18 protein-coding genes and 2 tRNA genes are annotated in these 21,328 nt (G+C 55.6%); 7 read left to right on the top strand and 13 right to left on the bottom strand.

Annotation, left to right across the window (positions count from 1 at the left end):
- Positions 1 to 610: 610 nt before the first annotated feature.
- The 6 genes from ACTF58_RS07600 (at position 611) to ACTF58_RS07575 (ending at position 7,686) form a co-directional block, all read left to right on the top strand.
- Positions 611 to 2,191 carry an ABC transporter substrate-binding protein gene (locus ACTF58_RS07600; RefSeq protein ID WP_438991369.1) on the top strand — a complete coding sequence of 527 codons (1,581 nt, stop codon included), beginning with the start codon at positions 611 to 613 and terminating at the stop codon, positions 2,189 to 2,191.
- 144 nt (positions 2,192 to 2,335) lie between these two features.
- On the top strand, positions 2,336 to 3,307 hold the full coding sequence (locus tag ACTF58_RS07595; RefSeq protein WP_438991370.1) for an ABC transporter permease: 972 nt from the start codon (positions 2,336 to 2,338) through the stop codon (positions 3,305 to 3,307).
- Positions 3,304 to 4,254 carry an ABC transporter permease gene (locus ACTF58_RS07590; protein ID WP_438991368.1) on the top strand — a complete coding sequence of 317 codons (951 nt, stop codon included), beginning with the start codon at positions 3,304 to 3,306 and terminating at the stop codon, positions 4,252 to 4,254. Before ACTF58_RS07595 ends, ACTF58_RS07590 begins: the two co-directional genes overlap by 4 nt.
- A complete protein-coding gene (locus ACTF58_RS07585; protein WP_438991367.1) occupies positions 4,251 to 5,942 on the top strand; it encodes an ABC transporter ATP-binding protein in 1,692 nt (563 codons plus the stop codon). The genes ACTF58_RS07590 and ACTF58_RS07585 overlap by 4 nt, the downstream gene beginning before the upstream one ends.
- A 3-nt stretch (positions 5,943 to 5,945) precedes the next feature.
- On the top strand, positions 5,946 to 6,557 hold the full coding sequence (locus ACTF58_RS07580) for a helix-turn-helix domain-containing protein (RefSeq protein WP_438991366.1): 612 nt from the start codon (positions 5,946 to 5,948) through the stop codon (positions 6,555 to 6,557).
- Positions 6,558 to 6,573: 16 nt separating this feature from the next.
- Complete coding sequence (locus ACTF58_RS07575) at positions 6,574 to 7,686, top strand: M24 family metallopeptidase (protein WP_438991365.1); 1,113 nt, start codon at positions 6,574 to 6,576, stop codon at positions 7,684 to 7,686.
- Positions 7,687 to 7,954: 268 nt separating this feature from the next.
- Here ACTF58_RS07575 and ACTF58_RS07570 read toward each other — a convergent pair whose 3' ends face one another.
- From ACTF58_RS07570 to ACTF58_RS07525, 10 genes are all read right to left on the bottom strand, one after another.
- On the bottom strand, positions 7,955 to 9,184 hold the full coding sequence (locus tag ACTF58_RS07570; RefSeq protein ID WP_438991364.1) for a hypothetical protein: 1,230 nt from the start codon (positions 9,182 to 9,184) through the stop codon (positions 7,955 to 7,957).
- 25 nt (positions 9,185 to 9,209) lie between these two features.
- A complete protein-coding gene (locus ACTF58_RS07565) occupies positions 9,210 to 10,835 on the bottom strand; it encodes an AMP-binding protein (RefSeq protein ID WP_438991363.1) in 1,626 nt (541 codons plus the stop codon).
- A 14-nt stretch (positions 10,836 to 10,849) separates the two neighbouring features.
- On the bottom strand, positions 10,850 to 11,176 hold the full coding sequence (locus ACTF58_RS07560; protein ID WP_438991362.1) for an antibiotic biosynthesis monooxygenase family protein: 327 nt from the start codon (positions 11,174 to 11,176) through the stop codon (positions 10,850 to 10,852).
- 3 nt (positions 11,177 to 11,179) lie between these two features.
- Positions 11,180 to 11,854: a TetR/AcrR family transcriptional regulator gene (locus tag ACTF58_RS07555; protein ID WP_438991361.1), complete on the bottom strand. Its 675-nt coding sequence runs from the start codon at positions 11,852 to 11,854 to the stop codon at positions 11,180 to 11,182.
- 26 nt (positions 11,855 to 11,880) lie between these two features.
- Positions 11,881 to 13,041, bottom strand: a complete 1,161-nt coding sequence (locus ACTF58_RS07550; protein ID WP_438991360.1) for a M24 family metallopeptidase — start codon at positions 13,039 to 13,041, stop codon at positions 11,881 to 11,883.
- 15 nt (positions 13,042 to 13,056) lie between these two features.
- Positions 13,057 to 14,316: a TRAP transporter large permease gene (locus tag ACTF58_RS07545; protein WP_438991359.1), complete on the bottom strand. Its 1,260-nt coding sequence runs from the start codon at positions 14,314 to 14,316 to the stop codon at positions 13,057 to 13,059.
- Positions 14,313 to 14,888, bottom strand: coding sequence for a TRAP transporter small permease (locus ACTF58_RS07540; protein WP_438991358.1), 576 nt, complete (start codon positions 14,886 to 14,888; stop codon positions 14,313 to 14,315). Before ACTF58_RS07540 ends, ACTF58_RS07545 begins: the two co-directional genes overlap by 4 nt.
- Positions 14,889 to 14,974: 86 nt before the next feature.
- Positions 14,975 to 15,982, bottom strand: coding sequence for a TRAP transporter substrate-binding protein (locus ACTF58_RS07535; RefSeq protein ID WP_438991357.1), 1,008 nt, complete (start codon positions 15,980 to 15,982; stop codon positions 14,975 to 14,977).
- A 462-nt stretch (positions 15,983 to 16,444) separates the two neighbouring features.
- Positions 16,445 to 16,519 (bottom strand) — tRNA-Asn (locus ACTF58_RS07530).
- A gap of 78 nt (positions 16,520 to 16,597) precedes the next feature.
- Positions 16,598 to 17,509 carry an MBL fold metallo-hydrolase gene (locus ACTF58_RS07525; RefSeq protein WP_438991356.1) on the bottom strand — a complete coding sequence of 304 codons (912 nt, stop codon included), beginning with the start codon at positions 17,507 to 17,509 and terminating at the stop codon, positions 16,598 to 16,600.
- A gap of 39 nt (positions 17,510 to 17,548) precedes the next feature.
- Here ACTF58_RS07525 and ACTF58_RS07520 point away from each other — a divergent pair, with 39 nt between their 5' ends.
- On the top strand, positions 17,549 to 18,838 hold the full coding sequence (locus ACTF58_RS07520) for an ATP-binding protein (RefSeq protein WP_438991355.1): 1,290 nt from the start codon (positions 17,549 to 17,551) through the stop codon (positions 18,836 to 18,838).
- Positions 18,839 to 18,851: 13 nt separating this feature from the next.
- Here the strand turns inward: ACTF58_RS07520 and ACTF58_RS07515 are convergent.
- The 3 genes from ACTF58_RS07515 to ACTF58_RS07505 all read right to left on the bottom strand — a co-directional run.
- Positions 18,852 to 18,925, bottom strand: a tRNA-Gly gene (locus ACTF58_RS07515).
- A gap of 12 nt (positions 18,926 to 18,937) precedes the next feature.
- Entirely contained in the window at positions 18,938 to 20,137 is a 1,200-nt protein-coding gene (locus ACTF58_RS07510; RefSeq protein WP_438991354.1) for a glycosyltransferase family 87 protein, read from the bottom strand.
- A gap of 68 nt (positions 20,138 to 20,205) precedes the next feature.
- On the bottom strand, positions 20,206 to 21,328 hold a 1,123-nt coding region (locus ACTF58_RS07505), incomplete at its 5' end, for an ASKHA domain-containing protein (protein ID WP_438991353.1).

The following is a 21,328-nucleotide window of genomic DNA, read 5'->3' as shown; positions in this document are numbered from 1 at the left end:
GCCGTGTGGGGGCACCATTCATCATAAAATTAATGATTAGTATCAATTGGTTGCCTGCTTTGGGGGTGTTTCTGCTCGCGCGGGGATATGCCATCAGTCCTTTGATTTGCACCAATATAGCGATCTGCAAGGTCAGGCGTGAGGCGCGCTCTATCGTTGGCGCGTTATTGTCTGGTATGCAAAGTCATTCTGCTAGGGCGGGCCGCACATACATAAATAGATACGGGGTACCCGCTGTTAATTAGGGACTTAACCGTGCGGGTCATGATCCGCCGGCGAGGGGCAGCCTGATGCCTTGGAAAGATTTGCTTCTGCGCGGATCAACCTTGCCTGATTGGCAAAGCTCTGACAGGCTCTTTGTGGTGAAATATGAGGTGTTTGCTCGCTCCTCGCGCCACAAAAATAATTATTGTATATCCTTAATTTTCTTTCTACCCTCTGCTCATGCTTGGTGCGTTTGGTCCAGCGGTGCCTGAAATGATCAAGTAAAGCAGAGACTTACCATACATTTGTTCAACATGAACAACACGTGCCATTTTGTCGGGTTTGCAGCCGGCTCCGAAAACAACAACACTGCCTGCATAAAGCTAACACCAAGGGAGAGGTTACTATGAAAAGAACAACAGCTATTCTAACGGTTGCGGCACTCATGTCGTCGTCCGCTGTGGTCAATGCTGAAACGCTTCGCTGGGCCCGTGCCGGTGATGCGCTGACCCTTGATCCGCATTCCCAAAACGAAGGCCCCAGCCACACCATGCGTCATCAGATGTATGAGCCGCTGATCATTCGTGACACAGCCGGAAACTTTGTTCCGACGCTGGCCACCGACTGGGCCCCGAGCGCTGATAACCCGAATGTATGGGTGTTCAACCTGCGCCAAGGGGTGAAATTCCACGATGGCGCTGACTTTACGGCCGAAGACGTAGTCTTCAGCTTTGAACGTGCAAAGCAGCCAAATTCTGACATGAAAGAGCTGATCGGCTCTATCACTGAGGTGCGCGCTGTCAGCGATTATGTGGTTGAGATCGAAACAAGCGGTCCGAACCCGATCCTGCCCTCCAACCTGACAAACCTGTTCATGATGGACAAAGGTTGGACGGAAGCGAACAACACCGTCAACGTGCAAGACTTTGAGGGCGGAGAGATCACCTTTGCCACGACAAACGTCAACGGAACAGGGGCGTATACGCTTGTGAGCCGTGAGCCAGACGTGAAAACCGTTATGGCTCGCAACGAAAACTACTGGGGTCGTAACGACTTCCCGATGGAAGTGAGCGAAATCGTATACACGCCGATCCAGAATGCTGCGACCCGTGTGGCTGCATTGCTGTCTGGCGAAGTAGACTTTTTGCAGGATATGCCGGTTCAGGATTTGGCCCGTGTCGACAACGCCGAAGGTCTGGTTGTCAAGCAAGCCCCACAGAATCGCGTCATCTTTTTTGGTATGAACCAAGGGGCCGATGACCTAGAAGCTGATAACGTGGAGGGCGCAAACCCGTTGGCAGACGTCCGCGTGCGCAAGGCGATGTCCATGGCGATCAACCGCGATGCGATCCAACAGGTTGTTATGCGTGGTCAGTCCGAACCAGCAGGCATGATTGCCCCACCATTCGTCAATGGCTGGACCGCTGAGATGGATGGCGAAAGTGTCACTGACGTTGAAGGCGCGAGAGCGCTGATGGCTGAGGCCGGGTATGGAGACGGCTTCTCGATCCGTCTGGATTGCCCTAATGACCGTTACATCAACGATGAAGCGATCTGTCAGGCTGCTGTCGGGATGTTGGGGCAGATTGGTGTCACTGTGAATCTTGATGCAATCCCGAAGGCGCAGCACTTCCCGAAAATCACTGATGGTGCGACGGATTTCTATATGCTCGGTTGGGGTGTTCCGACTTACGACTCTGAATATGTGTTCAACTTCCTCGTGCACGGTCGTGAAAGCGACATCGGGACATGGAACGGAACCGGATTTGACAACGATGAGCTGGACGCCAAGATCAAATCGCTTGCATCGAACACCGATCTGGCTTCCCGGAACGCGGATATCGCAAGCATCTGGCGTGTGGTTCAGGACGAGCAGCTTTATATCCCAATCCACCATCAGGTGCTAAACTGGGGTATGGCTGAAAACGTTGGTGTAGAGGTTGACCCCGAAGATCAGCCACGCGTTAAATACTTCACGATGAAGTAATACCGCATGACGGCGCGCCTGCTTGATGTGGGCGCGCCTTTTTGGCCAAATATGTGGGGCAGGCGGCCCTGTGTCGGCTCTCATTCTTTTTACAACGTGTCCAGTGGCCCCTTCAGGTCGTTCTGGCAAAGCAAGGCCTTTGCGATGTTGCCGTTCATTCTCAAACGCATTTCTCAATCCTTTTTGGTGTTGGTCATCACAGGGGCCATTGCGTTTTCGATGTTCACCTTTGTAGGCGATCCCGTTGACAATATGCTGGGTCAAGAGCGCACGATGGAAGACGTTGAGCGCTTGCGCGCGCAGCTTGGGCTCGATCAACCGATCCCCGTGCAATATGTGAAGTTCTTGGGGGAGGCCGTGAAAGGCAATTTCGGGGTCAGCTACCGGCAGGGCCGTGAGGTGTCTGAAATTATTATGGAACGCGCCCCCGCCACGCTGGAGCTGGCTGCTCTATCTGCTGTTTTTGCCATTGTCGTGGGAATTGCACTGGGCGTGTTAACCGCGATCCGCCGAGATGGCTTTCTCGCCAACTTTATCATGTCCGCGTCACTGATCGGGGTGTCGCTGCCAACATTTCTGATTGGTATTTTGCTGATCTACCTGTTCTCGGTCGAACTGGGGTGGTTGCCGAGCTTTGGCCGCGGTGATGTGGTGCAAGTCGGCTGGTGGAGCACAGGGTTCTTGACGGAATCGGGTTTGAAAGCCTTGATCTTGCCGTCGATTACGCTGGGTTTGTATCAGATGACGCTGATCATGCGACTGGTGCGCTCTGAGATGCTGGAGGTGCTGCGCCAAGATTACATCCGATTTGCCCGCGCCCGTGGCCTAAGCGAACGGGTCATCAACTTTCGTCATGCGCTTAAAAATACAATGGTGCCTGTGGTGACGGTGATCGGGCTTCAGCTTGGTGCGATTATTGCCTTTGCGATCATTACCGAAACCGTGTTTCAGTGGCCCGGTTTGGGCTTGTTGTTCATCAACGCAATTCAGTTTGTCGATATTCCGGTCATGGCCGCGTATCTGATGATGATTTCGGTGATGTTTGTCGTCATCAACCTGCTGGTGGATATCTTATATGCCTTTATTGATCCTCGACTCAGGGTGGCCGCGAAATGACTGATCATTCGAAGTTGACAACCGAAGTCGTTCCCTCCCGTTTGCGCCGCGCGCTGGACAGTGACTTGTTTTACGCCTTTAAACGCTCTCCTGTTGCTATGGTGTCTTCTGTAGTTGCCGCCCTGTTGATTCTATCGGCGATCTTTGCGCCGTTAATCGCGCCGACAAACCCGTTTGATCCTGCGTCCTTGAACTTGATGAACGGCTTTACTGCGCCGATGGCCCCGAATGCCTTCACTGGTGACACCTTCTTGTTGGGCACGGACGACCAAGGCCGCGATGTCTTTTCAACCATCCTTTACGGGATGCGGATTTCGTTGTTCGTCGGCTTTGCGGCGGTCTTGTTTGCCGTGGTGCTTGGTATCTTCTTGGGCTTGATCGCGGGGTATTTTGGGGGCTGGGCTGATAGCTTCATTATGCGGGCCGCTGACGTGCAGTTGACGTTCCCGTCGATCCTCGTGGCGATGCTGATCTTTGGGGTTGCCAAGGGGGTGACACCTGTCGAGCACCGTGACCAAATGGCCATCTGGGTTTTGATCCTTGCGATTGGCTTGTCTGATTGGGTGCAGTTTGCCCGCGTCGTGCGCGGGGCAACGCTGGTTGAGAAAAGCAAAGACTACGTATCAGCTGCGCGGCTGATCGGGCGGCGGCCTTATGCCATTATGCTGCGGCATATCCTGCCGAATATTCTGTCGCCTGTGTTGGTGATCGCTACGATCTCACTGGCGCTTGCGATCATTGCCGAGGCCACGCTGAGCTTTCTGGGCGTCGGGGCACCTGCCACTCAACCGTCATTGGGCACATTGATCCGCGTCGGCCAAGGCTTCCTGTTCTCAGGCGAATGGTGGATCCTGTTCTTTCCGGCCTGCACGCTGCTTGCGCTCGCATTGAGCGTGAATATGCTGGGCGACTGGCTCCGTGATGCACTGAACCCGAGGCTAAAATGAGCGAACCCGTCCTTTCAATCCGTAACCTCACTGTCGAAATTCCGACCCGCCATGGCCTGTTCACGCCTGTGCGCGATGTCAGCTATGACATTCATCCGGGTGAAATCCGTGGTGTTGTGGGCGAAAGTGGGGCGGGCAAGTCTATGACGGGCAATGCCGTGATTGGTCTGCTTGATGATCCTGCGCGTATCGCGTCCGGTGAAATTTGGCTCAAAGGCCGTCGCATCGACAACCTGAGTGTCGAAGAACAGCGCGCCATTCGGGGCCGTGAGATCGGGATGATCTTTCAAGATCCGCTGACCTCGCTCAACCCGCTGTTTACCATTGGCGAGCAACTTGTTGAGACAATCCAGCTGCACCTGAATGTCTCTGCAAAAGAAGCCCGAGAGCGTGCCTTGGCCTTGCTTGATCGCGTGTCGATCCCTGACCCAAAGACCCGGTTTGACCAATACCCTCACCAGTTTTCTGGCGGGATGCGTCAACGTGTGGTGATTGCATTGGCCCTCTGTTCAGAGCCGTCGATCATTATTGCTGACGAACCCACGACTGCGCTGGATGTGTCGATCCAAGCCCAAGTGCTTGATCTGATCAAGGAACTTGCCCGCGAGACCCAAGTGGGCGTGATCCTTGTGACCCATGATATGGGCGTGATCGCGGACACAACCGAGCAAGTCACGGTGATGTATAACGGGCAGGTCGTGGAAAATGGAACAACCGATCAGGTTCTCAGCGCTCCACAGCATGACTATACCAAATCGCTGATCTCGGCTGTGCCGCGTCCGCAGATCAAACTGCATCGCTTTCCGCAAGTCAGCTATGGTGGCCGCGAGACGACGTTCAAGATCGAGGATCTCGCGCGAAACTGGACCAAATCGGAACCATCGAAGTCAGGCAAGTTGCTTGAAGTTGAGGGGATTACGAAGAAATTTCTCGAAAAATCGGCGATTCTTCCGTCATGGCGGACATATTTCACGGCAGTGGACGAGGTATCGTTCGACATCAAAGACGGTGAGGTATTTGGTCTTGTCGGTGAAAGCGGTTCTGGCAAATCTACTGTTGCACGGATGATCGGCACGCTGCTGGATGTGGACGGTGGCCACATCCGGTTTGATGGCGATGATGTGACAGCAATGTCACCCGCAGAGATTGCAGGGTATCGCCGCCAAATCCAGATGATCTTCCAAGACCCGTTCTCAAGCCTCAATCCACGCATGAAGGTCGAGAGTATTGTCGCCGAACCGCTGCTGCATCACAAAATCTTGCCTCCTGATCAGATCAGTGGACGGGTGCAAGAATTGCTTGATCGCGTCGGTCTGACACGCGCGGCGGCCGCGAAATATCCGCATGAGTTCTCTGGCGGGCAACGCCAACGGATATCTATCGCACGGGCCTTGGCGACGCAGCCGCGATTCCTAATCTGTGATGAACCGACAAGCGCGTTGGATGTGTCGATTCAGGCGCAAATTCTCAACATCCTGAAGGACCTGCAAGAACATCTGGGTCTGACCATGCTGTTTATCAGCCACGATTTACCAGTGGTGCGCCAAATGTGTGACCGAGTTGGTGTAATGAAACAGGGCAAATTGGTAGAGGTACAAGACACCGAAACGCTCTTCACCAACCCACAGCAAGACTATACCAAAAAGTTACTCAAGCTTATGCCACGTCTCGCGCAGTTGTCGGGGTAGGTAATGGCCCAAGGGACGACCATAGAACCGACTAAGCTGGGCCAGTTGATCCGCAAATGCCGCCAGCAGCGCAAACTGACGCTCAAGGAGTTATGCGATAAGGCGGGTGTGTCCATAGGCTATCTCTCGCAGGTCGAACGGGGCAATGCGACACCGTCACTTGGCACGCTTGCGCAAATTTCACACGCTTTGGATTTGGGGCTTGATGATTTCGTGGCCCGCCCAAAACCCGTTGATGCGGTGTCTTATGCGCGGCAAAGGCCGACGTTTTCAATTTCGAATTCTGGCGTCACCTATGAGACGCTCAGTTCTGAATTTCCCGGCCATGAGCTCTCGTCCTACATCATGAACTGCCCTCCCGGTTTTGTGTCCGAGACCTTCCAGCACGAGGGGGAGGAGTTCATCTACATCCTTAGCGGTTCTATTGAGAAAACACTGGATGGAGAGGCCTTTGTCCTGCGCGAAGGCGATAGTTTACATTACAACGGCATGACCCCGCACGCGTGGAAAACACTCGGCCAGACCCCAGCTCGCATGATGTGGACGGGCACGTTGGTGGTGCTGCAAGATCCTGTGAAAAACTGGCTGCCGGGCCAAGATGGCTCGGGCAAATGACGTATCTGGAGGCTATATGACTGACATCACAGATAACAGATTGGCACGGTTGCGCCAGCGCATGAGCGACACAAGGACCGATCTGGTGGCCCTTGGTCCGAGTAGCCATATGCAGTGGTTATTGGGGCTTAACCCGCATGGCGACGAACGCCCTGTGATGGCCTTGGTGACGGCAGAGCAGGTGGGTGTATTGATGCCAAAGCTGAACGCTGAGGCCGCCCGCGCGCAATGTGGCAGCGTCCCGTTTTATGAGTGGAGCGATACGGAGGGTCCGCAGGGGGCGCTGACCAAGTTACTTAGCAAACTTGATGTCAATCGTGCTGGCTTAAACGTCGTTCTTGACGAGATGATGCGCGCTGATTTTGCGTTTTTGTTACTTGATCAGTTTGAGGCTCCGATCCGCCGGTTTACCCAAGATACCGTTGGCGGATTGCGGGCTGAAAAGGATGCCGAAGAACACAAGCTGCTGCGTGAGTGTGCCCGTCTGAATGACACGGCGTTTGAGCTGGCCTTTGCGTCGCTGCGCAGCGGAATGTCTGAAAATGATGTCAAAACCATAATTGTCGACCACTATCGCAGCCACGGGGCAGAACCTGCATTTTGTATTGTGGGTTTTGGGCCAAACAGCGCCTTTCCGCATCATCATACAGGCCCAGATGTCTTACAGCCCGAGATGGCCGTGCTGATTGACGCGGGATGCCGTTTGAACGGATACCCATCCGATATGACGCGCTGCGCGTGGTATGGGGAGACACCTGACCCTAAGTTCACACAGATTGCAGGCGTGGTTGAAGAGGCGGTGCAGGCCGCCTTACGTGTGGCCAAGCCGGGCACTGCGGGCAGCGCAATTGATGGGGCCGCGCGAGGTGTGATTGAGGCCGCGGGCTATGGTGCTGCGTTTCCACATCGGACGGGGCATGGATTGGGCGTTGATGTGCACGAGCCGCCATATATGACGGCCAGCAACGACCAGCCCCTGACGGCTGGCAACGTGTTTTCAATTGAACCGGGGATCTATCTGACCGATGCCTTCGGGATCAGGCTTGAAGATATTGTGCATCTTGGACCTGACGGGCCAGAAGTTCTGTCTGGCCTGTCGCGCCGTGTGTTGCAGATCGCGTCACGCTAGGCATTTTGACTTGGGATTGTGCCGAATTTCGCTGTGATTATGGCGTGGTTGCGCCCGCCATTGGACGAATAACCGCCAAGATTGGATTTGTCGGAGATGTGTGAGCCATGCACGCCTCCGAGACTGACGGCAGGTCCCTGACCAGGTGTTTCAGAGCTGCACAGCGTGAGGTCCGCTAGGGCTACGCCGCGAGAGTCTGACTGCTTTATATGCTGTGGGCAGACCCCGGTATAGTTAATCTCCCTCAAACACCGGTGTCTGGCTGACTTCAAGCGCCCTCATCCAGCGCCCAACGGGCACGGATTGGAATAATCGGGTCTTCAAATAATTTTTGCAGTCCGGACCATTTTTCTTGTGTGCCTTGCGTTTGACCATGTTCGATTTGATCACGCACCCAATCCAGCCCGTAGTTATAGGTGATCGAATACCCGCGCATGGCTTCAATGAGTGTCATGCGCTGCTCTGCGATTTCGCGTGTCTCAAGGCCAAACTCCATGAGCCACGCGAGAGTTCGGTCGCGATCCCAATCACCAAAGAGATAACGGCGGCCCGCCTCGTTGCGCGCGAAGTTCAGTTGTTCGACCAGATCAACGTAACGATGGAATGCGTCCAGTTGGCCAGACAAGTGGGACAATCCTGCGATGGGCAAGACCACGTCACGGTCATAGGCGATACGGTCCTGCTTGCTAAAGCTGAGCGATACTCCGTAGTTTGCCGCGCCCTCTGCCACAACCGTATGCCCGCCAAAAAGGGGCAGCATCGTCCATTCGGCCCAGCCACGTTTGTTGATCAGTTCGGCTTCCATGAGTGTGGCCTGAACATGATGACCGGGGTAGGCCTCATGCGCGCAAAGCTCGACCGCGCGATCGACATAGAACGGCAGGCTTGTTGAAAAATGCACATTCGTTTTGCCGCGGCCAAGATACTCGGCGTAGGCTCCAAAATCGCCGATATTGTTCATCTTGAGGGTGATGGCTTCATCTTGGGGCAGGGAGAGGTGAGTGTGGGTGCGGCGGCGCGCTTCCTCCAGCGTTGGGCGCAAAACGGCTTCCACGCGGTCTTGTGGCACACGGAAGGCTTCGCGGAAGGCGGCCATACGATCAGGCAAAGCCCCAGTTCCGGGAATAACCTCGTTCAGATCGGCGGCGAGCGCACAAAAGTGATCCTCGCTATAAGTTGGCACGCGCACCGAATAGAGCGTTTCAACCTCTTCATCGTAGCTGCTGGGAAAGCGTCCCTGCAGGATGCCCGCGCGCATGATCAATGCATCAACGCGGTCCGCAAGCAAGGCGCGCCGCTTCCACTCTCCCGAAGCCACATCGTGTTCCTGTAAATTTTTACTGAGCACTTGGCACTCGGTCTCCAAGGCTGGCAAAGGGCGTTTGGCGGACTGGATTTCAGCCCGCAATGCTGGATCGCCAGTGTAGATGAACGGGATCGGATCGTGGTTGTGCAAGTGAAGTGCGAGGCACACATAGTCATGTGCCAAAGAGTCCAAACTGGCTGGCGCGCTTTTTGTCACGTCATTGATCCCGCAATGCGCGGCGCAGCACTTTGCCAACCGTGGATTTTGGTAGTTCGTCCAAGAATACGACCTCGCGCGGCACCTTGTAGGCCGCAAGTTCGTTCCGACAATGGGTGATGACGTCTTCTGTATTGAGCAGAGCATCCGACGGCACCACGAAGAGCTTCACTGCCTCTCCACTGCGCTCATCAGGCACACCCACGCAGGCCGCTTCCATCACGCCAGGCATGGCAGAAACAACGGCTTCGATTTCGTTGGGAAACACGTTGAAGCCAGACACCAAAATCATATCTTTCTTGCGGTCCACAATCTTCAGCAGGCCACTATCGGTGAACATTCCGATATCGCCAGATTTGAAAAACCCGTCATCTGTCATCACCTCGGCAGTTGCATCAGGCCGATTCCAGTAGCCCTGCATGACTTGCGGACCTTTGATACAAATTTCGCCTGCTTCGCCTTGCGCCAGTTCGGCGCCTGCGTCGTCACGAATGCTCACAATCGTCGACGGGACCACGACGCCAATGGTGCTGTTGAAGCGATCATCGGCAGGCAGGTTCATCGACACGACGGGAGAGGTCTCTGACAGGCCGTAGCCTTCTTTGATGTGCACGCCCGTGCGCTCTTTCCATGCGTTTGACACCGCTTCCATAACTGTTGCGCCGCCTGCCCAAGCGACCTTAAGGCCTGAACAGTCCACTTCTGCAAATGCAGGCGTGTGTAATAGGCCATTGTAGAGCGTGTTGACCCCAACCATCGCAGTGAATTTGAATTTTTTCGTCGTCCCGACAAACATATCCATATCGCGTGGGTTTGGAATGAGGACATTCAATGCGCCATAGCGCGTGTAGCTTAGGACAGAGACCATGAGCGCGAGAATATGATACATCGGCACAGGCGTGATGATGATTTCGCGGCCCTCTTCAGTGATGGCGCCGGCCAAGGCATCATAGACTGCCATATTGGACGCTAGATTGCCATGTGTGAGCATTGCCCCCTTTGACAGACCCGTTGTGCCGCCCGTGTATTGCAGGAACAACAAGTCATCTTGATTGATATGAGGGCGCGTGAAAGGCAATTTGGCCCCAGTTGCCAGCGCATCGGTGAGGGTCGTGGTATTTTCAAGCCCTGCATCAATTTCGGCAGGGGGCACAGGCGCGTCGATCAGATCAGCGATCTGAACGGTGATGATGTTTTTGACCGAAGTTTCGCTCAGGATGGCGCCAAGCGTAGCGCTCGCCATGGCGGCAATGATGATTGTCTCAACACCCGCATCATTCAACTGATGTTTAAGCTCGCGCGGGGTATAGAGCGGGTTCACATTGACCTGAACCATACCGCCACGAATGACCGCGAAACTGGCCACATTGAAGGCCATGATATTGGGCAACATGATCGCCACGCGGTCGCCTTTGACATGACCCAAGGCGCTTTGCAGATATGCCGCCAGATCGCGGCTATGGCTGTCGATTTCACCGTAGTTGAGCGTCGTGCCCAAGCAATGCACCGCTGGCAAGCCCGCAAACTTTGACAAAGCGGCTTCGATCACATCTGCCATCGACCCGAGACTTTGCCATTCGATGTCTTTGGACATATCGCCATAGTTTTGATGCCAGATTTGATCCATCTGATCTGCCTTTCCTATAGATGCTTTTGGGGCTGGTCGTATACGAGTGCACGTTGAAAAACTGTGGTGACGGGGGGCGCGGCCAAGAAATGTACCAAATCTGCTTCCTGCGCATCGCGCAAAGGGTGGCGCGTCCACGCTTCAAAGTCGGAAACGCCCTGCCATTCGGCCATGACACAGATCGCATCTGGCGCATCAAGCGGCAGCAGCAATCGCGCCGAAATAAAGCCGGGGATACTTTGTGCGCATTCTTCCAGAACGCGACGCTCTCTGAAGGCTTTGATTGCTGCGTCTCGCACCCCGGGTCTAAGGGCAATCGACATTTGACTGAAAACCGGCACGGCTTACTCCCTTTCAACCTGCGGCAGGTTTGGCCCGTGGTAGCCAAGCACACCGCAACAGGCCCGTGCGATGGTTTGCGCAAAGGCATCCGGGTCTTTTGGGAAAGCCGGACCAAGGCCCAGTTCGGTTTGCATGACGGTCATTGTTGCCAATTGCACCGCCGATGACACCGACCCTTGCGGACGTGTCATCTGATCGGAATATCCCCCAATCTCGACGCGGATGCGCGCAATCAGCTGTGGGGTGATATTGGTGAGCGTGCCAAAGCGCGTCACGTCAGATTGCACTGTTTCGATCAAAGCGCGGTAGATGCCGCGATTGCGCGACACCAACTTGCGACCATTCACCACCAAACGGTAAAAGAGCGTGAACAGATCGCCATTGGTCTCGCGGGTGAAGTCTACATCTTGCAGCATTGCGCTAAACTCTTTCGAAACATTGCGCGTTGCAGCCTCAAGCAGTGCGTCTTTATCGGCAAAGCGGTGATAGAACGAGCCGACCGAAAGGCCGGATGCGTCAATAATCTGGGTGATGGTCGCGCCGCCATAGCCATGCGTCCAGAACACTTCATCTGCGGCTGCAATCAGCTTTCGTTCGGTCTCAAGCCCACGCTTGCTTTGCTTGCGTTTGGGTGCAGGGGCGACGGATGGTATGGATTTCAGCTGCGGTTTTGACATGAGGTCCTCGATGAATGAAGTATGGCTTAGATCGGGAGCGTAAGCTCTTCCAGCGTATCAGGCCAAGGCGTCATGTTACGATTGCCATCTTCTGTGATCAGAACCGTGCAGGAATGGCGAAAGCCGCCCAACTCTGGCAAGTAAATCCCCGGCTCGATTGAAAAGACCATCCCGGGACGGATTTCGCGCATGTCGCCCTCGGCCAAAAAGGGCGCTTCATGTGCGGTTACGCCAAAGCCGTGACCTGTGCGGTGCAGCAAGTTTTCGCCATAGCCTGCCTCACGCAGCAGAGTGTTCACCGCAGCATCCACATCATTCATGATCGCTCCCGGAACAGCTAACTCAAACGCCAGTGCGCGGGCTTGCATCATCACATCAAAAGGGCGCTTTGCAGCTTCGGGGACATGACCCAGAAAGAAGGTGCGCTCCACTTCCGCGCCGTAGCCGTTGGTCATACCCGCTGACAACGCCACGTGTGGGCCGCCCGCAGAATAAGGGATGAACAGATTGGTGAAATTATGTGGATCATGACTGATTTCGCGTGGTTGTGCGCCAGCTTGCAGCTTGGTGGAAAAGATGTTGGAGGTCGGCAGATCGGTATACATCTTTTGCGTCATGGCAGCCGAGGCGGCACCATAGGCTGTCATCGCCAGCACGCCAGGTTTGCAGAGCGGAAGCAGCGTCTCCAACCCAAGCATCATCATATCACAAGCGTATTGGTGGCGGGCGATTTCCCAGTCTGACTTGATGGCGCGCAGGTCTTCAACGATCTCGCACACTTCATGACGCCCGCCGAGCGCGTCCGCCACAAACATCGGACAATTGAATTCAACGCCAATACGTTTGGCGTCGCCCAGAACATCTTGCAACTTGGCATCCCAACCTTCCCCTTCAGGAGCGGGAAACTCAAAGTAGGGCGCAAATTCCAATGCCCCGACAGAGCGGATGCGCACATGAGGCTCTTCCAGACGTGGCATAACAAAGACCGGATTTCCTTTGGCGGGTAACACCAGAACAAAGGGGCGTTCATGCACCATGTTGGCGAAATTGGTCAGATAGAAGATGTTGTCAGGCGCAAAGAGAACCAGTGCATCAAGCCCCTGACTTTGCATTGCGCTTTGAATTTTGGCGCGCCGCGCGTTGATCTCGGGGGCTTCGGGCGGGGTGCACAGGGTTGGGTGGCTCATGGGTTTGCGTCCCTTTTAGTTTACGAAATATAGTGAGATTTGCGGCTGCCAAGAGACCAACGCCAAAACAATGATCATCAATGCAATGAAGGGAAGCGCTGCGCGCACGAGGCGGCCAAACTTTTCCTTGAAGGCGCTCATCGCGACAATCAGGTTCAGACCAACAGGCGGCGTCAGCAGGCCGATTTCAAGGTTGATGATCATGATGATCCCAAAGACCACCTTGTCAAAGCCATAGACGACAGCCATCGGTGCAAGGATCGGCCCAAGGATGAGGATCGCCTCGGCGGTTGTCATGAAAGCGCCCACAACCAGCAAGAGCACATTGACAGCAATGATGAAAGTGACGGGGCTGCTGATCCAACCGCGGATCAGATCGACCATCTGATCGGGCACGCGGTTGTCCACCAACAGAAGGTTGAGGCTAAGGGCAACCGCAATCAGCGGAAATAAAGCGCCGCCCAGTTTTACCGCGTCTAAGACCACATCACGGTAGTCACGGATCACCAGTTCCTTGTGCACAAACAATTCGATCATCAGCGCATAGACCAATGCGACAGCGGCGGCTTCTGTGGGTGAGTAATATCCAGAATAGATTCCGCCTAACAAAATGATTGGCATCATCAAAGCCCAAATTCCTTCGCGCAGGGCTTTGCCCAAAACGAGCCATGAAAAGCGGGTTGTCTTCATGTGTCGGTTTGCGAAGATCGAATAAAGAGCAAAAAACAGCACCAGCAGAAGACCCGGGCCAATACCCGCCAAGAACAGATCGACAATCGAGGTTTCGGTGACGAGGCCATAGAGGATTAGCGGAATAGACGGCGGGATCACGATGCCCAGCGTGCCGCCGCTCATTACAGCCCCAATGGCATAGCGCGGACTGTAGCCGGCTTCTTTCATTGCGGGGTAAAGCACAGACCCGATTGCAATCATTGTCACAATGGAGGAGCCAGAAATCGCCGCGAAAATCGCGGAACTCAGGATGCAGGCCACGCCAAGTCCTCCTGGCAAGTGGCCCGTAAGTGCGCGCGCAACTTCAATCAAGCGGCGTGCGGTTGATCCTTTGGTCATCACCCCACCACAGAGCATGAACATCGGGATTGCGAGGATTAACTCTTTGTCGAGCGAGACAAACATATCCTCCATGATCCAGTCGGGTTGACCACGCCCCCAGATCAGTTGGGCATAAGCAATCGCGGCCAAAAGAATGACGAGAAGCGGCTGGCGCAGCAGTAGAAATGCGGCAACGAGTGCAATAAGGATCAGCGTGCTCATTCGAGGGCACTCCCGTCTTTTTCGCCAGGGCGCACAGAGGGCCAGACGGCAAACGCCAGATAGCGCAGCGCAGCTGAGGCAAAGCCAAGCGGCACGGCGGCCTGCACGGGCCAGATCTGGACCGACAGGGCGCCTGAGCTCTTTAGCCCCAGATCATATGAGCCTTGCACAAAGACCCAGCCATAATAGGCCGCCCCGACCAAAAATAGCGCCGTGAGGACATCGGCCAAGCGGTTCATCTGGACATTCCAAGCCTCAGGGACCGCGTTAAATGCAACCTTGGGAACCAACTGCGCTCCTGTCCACGCGGCAACCCCGATACCGGTAAATGCACCAATGATCAGCAAATAAGTGGCAATCTTCTGAGAGCCGTAGAGCGTCAGCCAAGACGCATCAAAACCAAACGCGCGGATCAAAGGCGCGATGAATTCGCGCTCCAAAACATCGTAGATCAGAATGACCGCAATCAGGGAAAACGCGGTAACTGCGATATTCACTTCCAGCTTATGCCACCACTCAAGCGCACGGCGCGCCCAAGGCGGAGGGGAGAGCTGCACTGATCCGTCCGTCATGACTATGGTTCCGATCCTGTTGAAGGGGGAGAGTGCACGGCCCACTTACGTCAAGCGGACTGTGCGAGCGATTTACGGCATTTAAATTAACTGGCTTCGCAGGTTGCCTTGGCGTCCTGCATCTTGCCAAAGAAGATCCGACCCTCAGGTGAGACAAGCTCCATGACTTGCTCGTAATATTCGGGCACGATCGAACGCCATGCGGCCTGTTCTGCGTCGGTGGATGTATGTACCGTGCCGCCAGCTTCGAGGTGCATACCAACAACGGCCTTTTCAACGGCAAAAAACTCTGCACTGCGGTCTGCCGCGGGGTGACGGGCAAGGGCGCGCTCGATGCCAGCCCGATCTTCCTCGGCGAGTTCCTGCCAGACGCGATCACTGATCACAATGGCTCCGGGCGAGAGCAGATAGTTGATCTCGTTCCAGACAGGCGCAAGCTTGTTGATACCGGCAAAAACATAGAAAATCGGAATCGAGGGGTAGATGTCAATCAGCCCGGTGCTGAGATTGGCAGCAACGTCTGTGACGGGCGTGTTTACTGGGATCGCGCCTTGCATTTCCCAATAAAGGTTCGAAATCTTTGTTGCGGTTACACCCATGCGCTTACCACGTATCTGCTCGGGCGAAGTCACTTGTTCCTTTGCTGCCAATTGAGCGGTGCCGACCTCGGCCCAGTCCAGAAAGCGGATGCCTGTGGGCAATATCATATCACGATAGTCATCTTTCATCGCATCCAAAACACAGGAGCGGACGGCCAGATCGTCATAAAAGAACAGAAGCGAGATCAGATAGGCATCTGTCAGCTGATCTGCCATTGGCCCGACACCATTGGCAGACATATCGATGCGGCCACGAACCACTTGAGAGATAACGGTCTGCTCATTGCCAAGCTGGGAATTGTAAAACACATCAATTTTAACACGGCCTTCAGTTTCTTCGGCGACGTCAGCGGCAAAGCGGTCGAAATGCTGCTGCCAGATTGTGTCTTCAGGCGCTGCGGTTGCCATGCGCAAGGTCTTTTCCTGCGCCAAGGCAGGATTGATCGCGATGATCGCCGTTGTGGCCAAACCGGCCAGTAAAGCTCTTAGTTTCATTGGAGGGCTCCCTGTTGTTGAACCTATTTATGGACATGATTCGAGAAACCCTAGCATACTAGAGGAAATTTTCTAGAAAAATTATTCTAGTAAATGTTGTGTGGACATTTGAAGGTGTCGTGTAATCCATAAGGTTGCCAGCCGCGCTTTAGAGGTCCGAACAGCGAACGAATGATTGGATTTGGACCCCTGAACTCAAAACCGAGTCGCTGCTTCTTTGAGGCACGCCATATTCGAGGCACACCTCTGCAACACGGGTTGAACCAGTAACCCCTCCCGCAATCAGGCACTAGCGTAAGCTGGCGTAAGCTGCTGAAGCATTGGCTCGCTGCTTATTTCAGACAAACGGAGGCGGATGCTGTCGACTGTTGCACGACTTCATTTGTGGCTGGAAAGAAGAGTGGATGTGAAAAAGGCGACCCCGAAGGATCGCCTCTTTATATCAACTAACACTTGGTTAATTGGCTCCGGCGGTAGGGATCGAACCTACGACCAATTGATTAACAGTCAACTGCTCTACCGCTGAGCTACGCCGGAATATTCGGGGGATATAACAACACCCTTGGGGGGCGTCCAGCGGATTTTGTCGCTTTATGCGCAAAAAATTCCAGCGCGTCAGGTAAGGGTAAATTTAGCTCTTGTGCTCAGGCTTGGTGTGGCTGTGATCCGTGATTTTTGCTGCAAATCAACAAGATGCGCGAAGACATTGCGCTCGGCAGCGGGCAGGAGGGCTGCGGAAGTGTCTGCATAGATTTCAGATGTGAGGCTTCTTGCGGTGCGCGGGCCGTCTTGGAGGGCCGCGAGGATTTGTGCTTCGCGACTTTGTCTATGGGCAATGAGCCATGCGAGGCGCTCCGCGGGGTTTGTGACTGGGGCGCCATGGCCTGCATGAAACACCCGCCAGCTGTGTGCGGCGAGGCGGGAACAGCTGGCCATGAAGTCGCTCAGGTCGCCGTCGGGTGGGCTGACGAGGGAGCTGGCCCAGCCCATAACCAGATCGCCGCAAAAGAGTGCGTCGCCCCAAGCAAAGGCAAGGTGATTGCCAAAGTGGCCTGGGGTGTGGTGGGCGGTAAGCGCCCAGCTTTGGCCTGAAACTGTCTCGCCATCCTTGAGCAAGATGTCAGGGGCAAAGTTATGATCTACGCCTTCGCCGCCGCCTGCGAGGCCGTTTTGCGCCAGCTCCTGCATGATCTGGCTCTTGCCGGCGAAGCTGTCACCAAAGGCAAGAATCGGCGCGCCCGTGGCCTGTGCGAGGCCAGCGGCCAATGGGGAGTGGTCGATATGAGAATGGGTGACGAAAATGTGGGTGATTGTTTCACCGGCCTCAAGGGCGCCGAGAATCGCCTTGAGATGATCTTGCTTGTCGGGGCCAGGATCGATTACGGCGATATCGCCTTTACCGAGAAGGTAGGTATTGGTTCCCCGATAGGTCATTGGCGAGGGGTTATTGGCCAGCACACGGCGCAGATTGGGCTCGAGCTGCTCTGCTTGGCCTGTGGGTGGATTAAAGCGTGTCAGATCATCCATGGCTCTTCCTTCTTTGCGTGTGCGCCGCTAGGTTTAGGTATGTTTTTTGGATGGCTCAAACATTATATGCCGCGCTCGCTTTACGGGCGGGCTGCGCTTATTCTGATTGTGCCGATTGTGACGTTGCAGCTTATTGTTTCTATTATCTTTATTCAGCGGCACTTTGAAGATGTTTCAACCCAGATGACCCGCTCTATGGCTGTCGAGCTGCGACTCGTGTTGAGCCAATACGAAACGACAGGCGCGAGTGCGCTCGCTGCTCCGCTTTTGATTGAGCTCGTTGAAGGCACGCTGGATCAAGAGCGCCGGCGGTGGTTTGATGTTGCTGGTTTGACGGTCCGGCGGGAGCTTTTTGCCGAAATTGAAGGGGCGCAGGCGGTTGATATGCCTGACGGGCGCGCGCTGCGACTGGAAGTCTTGACCTCACGCGGGCCCGTCGTACTCCGTTTTGACAGGCCGCGCGTTTCGGCTTCAAATCCGCATCAACTGTTGGTGTATCTGATTGGATTTGGCCTGTTGATGATTTTGATTGCTTATATTTATCTTCGCAACCAGCTGCGCCCGATCAAGCGCTTGGCGCAGGTGGCGTCGGCTTTCGGGCGCGGACAAACGATTGAGTATCGCCCCTCTGGCGCGATAGAGGTGCGCGCGGCGGGTCATGCCTTTCTGGATATGCGCAACAGGATCGAGCGCCAGATCGAGCAGCGCACACTTATGCTTTCGGGCGTGAGCCATGATTTGCGCACGCCCCTGACGCGGATGAAGCTTGGACTTTCGCTTTTGGAAGAGGAGGACCGCGAACCTCTGGAGCGGGACGTTATCGAGATGCAGCGCTTGCTGGATGTGTTTTTGTCTTTTGCCAAAGGGGCCTCTGAAGGCGAGGCAGAGCTTTGTGACCCGTTTGAGCTCGTGCGCGGCATCGTGCAGGATTGTGAGAGGACGGGGCAAGATGTGAGCCTTGGGGCGCTGGAGGGCGAGGGCAGTGGGCAAGTCTCCTTGCGCCGTATTGGTGTGCGGCGCGCAGTGGAGAACCTCGTGGGAAATGCTGTGCGCTATGGCAATCGGGCCGTTGTTTCTGTGGCGCTTACAGACCGGGCTTTGCGTATCAGGGTTGAAGATGACGGGCCAGGTATTGCGCCGCAAGACCGCGAGGAGGCGCTCAAGCCCTTTGCCCGCCTTGATGCGGCACGCAACCAGAACCAAGGGTCTGGCGTCGGGCTTGGGCTGTCTATCGCGATGGATGTGGCGCGGGCGCATGGCGGCATACTGCGGCTGGGAGAAAGCACCGATCTGGGCGGTTTGCGGGCTGATATTGTGATTGCCAGATGATGGAGAAGGTCTTTGGAGCGGGTAGCGGGAATCGAACCCGCGCGTTCAGCTTGGGAAGCTGACAGGCTACCATTACATCATACCCGCTTGGATTTCTGATTAGCTTTCCTCTGGGAAGGGGTCAAGGGCTATGCGTGCGCGCTCATGGCGCCAGAGGGCCAGAAAGGTAAGCGCGCACGTCAGGATGAGGCCGAGGCCCGCAAGGGCGGGTAGACCAAAGCCCGCATCTCCCAAAGGGCCTGCAAAAAGCGCTGTGATTAGGCCGTAGCCTGTTGCGAGGACAACAGATAGGGCGAGGGCTGTGCGGAGCGGGGCAGAAAGCTCTGATGTGAGGGCGGGATAGGCGAGCGCAAGGGCGGGGGCCAATATGCAGAGGTCATAGTCATAGGCATAGGGGCTTAAGCTTGTGCCCGAGAGAAGGGCAAGCGCAATGATATGCGCAAGCTGCCAGCCCTTGAGTGCGGCCCAAGTGAGGATAAGTAAGCTTGAAAACGTCCAGCTGCTATGAACGAGCAGGGCAAGTGAAGCGTCAACTCCGAAAGAGGACAGGAGCGCAAAAGGCGTGACCATACGGGCGCGTTTGTATTCGCCAGCTTCCAGCAAGGCGCTTGACGTGGAGAGGCTGCTTTGAAACGCGCTCCATACATCCGCGCCATAGAGGGCGGTCGCGAGGAGCAGTAAGGCCCCCAGCGTCAGGAGCGCCGAAACCAACATAGGCCATCCACCGCGCAGAAGAGCGGCAAGGCCAAGGCCAAGGCCGAGGTGGGGCTTATACGTGAGCAGGCCAAGAACGAGGCCTGCCTTGCTGCGCTCTTTTTTGAGCGCGAGGCCCGCGAAGAGGGCCATCAGCCCCGCAGTGAGGAAACCGTTCTGGCCTGTTAGAAGGTTGATCACCAAGGCGGGAAGTGTGAGCGTGAGCGCCCAAGTTGTGGCCTCGCTAGGCAGGCGCATCATGGCCCAGACAAAGAGTGCAAAGCTTGTGCCTGTAAAGAGCAAGTATCCCCAGCCCACGCCGAAGAGGGCAAGACCTTGGAGCGCAAGGTTGAAATGCGGGGGGTAGGTCCATGTCATGAAGGCTGCGCTGTCTGTGCGGCTGGCTTGATAGGCTTTGAAGGCGGCTGCGTCATAGGCGTCACTTATGCGGCCAAGGTTGGCCAGCTCGCCGACTTGATGAAAGATCATATAATCGGCAGAGACCGTATCGACGCCGAAGAGATCAGGCGCGCCAATGCGCAGAGCTGTGAGGCAGATCATTGCGGCCAAGAGGACAAGGACGATCAAAAGACTGCGCTGTGACATAAAGGCCCGCCTGTTTACGTGTTACAAGGCGAGCCTAAGCCAGTCAGAACCGAGGCGCAAACACGCGCTTAGCCGCGCCGTCTGCGTCTGCGGCCACCATCGCCGCTTGTTTCCCCACCTGTGTTGAAGCTGACATCGGGCAAGGTGACCACGGTTGCCAAGATGGGGAAGGGCTCTGCCGAGTTCGGGATCGCCGAGGCATTGACGAAATGCTCTTGAAAGCGTGGCTCAACAGCTGTTTCGATCTTGATAATCTTGCGCACGGTGGCCTCGATTTCATCACGCGCCTCGCTGTTCAGAAGCGCAATACGCGCACCTGTGCCGGCAGCGTTGCCAGCGGATGTGACTTTTTCAATAGCGCAGTCAGGGATCATGCCAAGGACCATGGCGTGCTTGGGGGAAATATGCGCGCCAAAGGCCCCTGCGAGAACGACACGGTCGACAGTCTCAACGTCAAATTTGTCCATCAAGAGGCGCGCGCCCGAGTAAAGCGCGGCCTTGGCCATCTGGATGGCACGGATGTCTGGGTTTGTAACCGTGATCGTGGGGCCGCCTTTGGCAGAGCCGTCCCACATGACATAGCTGTGGGTGCGCCCGTCTGTGATACACCTCGGCGTCCCGACTTGATCGGCTGAGCCGATGAGGCCCGAAGCGTCCACGATCCCTGCGATGCGCATCTCGGCGATGGCCTCGATGATACCTGAGCCACAGATGCCTGTGATCCCTGTTGAGGCAACGGCCTCCTCAAAGCCAGCCTCATCAGACCAAAGATCAGAGCCGATCACCCGAAAGCGCGGTTCTTTTGTAACCGGGTCAATCTCGACCCGTTCGATGGCGCCAGGGGCGGCACGTTGGCCTGAAGTGATCTGCGCCCCCTCAAAGGCAGGGCCTGTCGGAGAGGAGCAGGCCAAGACTTTGGATTTGTTGCCCAAAAGGATTTCGGCGTTTGTGCCGACATCCACGACCAAAACGAGGTCTTCGGACTTGTCGGGCGCTTCAGAGAGCGCAACCGCGGCCGCGTCGGCCCCGACGTGCCCTGCGATACAGGGCAGGAGGTAGATGCGTGCGGAAGGGTGCAAATTCAGTTCAAGATCGCGCGCTTCGAGACGCAGAGCGTCGGAGGTGGCGAGCGCGAAGGGGGCTTGGCCAAGCTCGAAGGGATCGATCCCGAGGAAGAGGTGGTGCATGACG

Origin of the sequence: Lentibacter sp. (assembly GCF_965657785.1) — a bacterium.
Lineage (GTDB): Bacteria > Pseudomonadota > Alphaproteobacteria > Rhodobacterales > Rhodobacteraceae > Lentibacter.
This window is presented reverse-complemented; position numbering and strand designations above follow the sequence as displayed.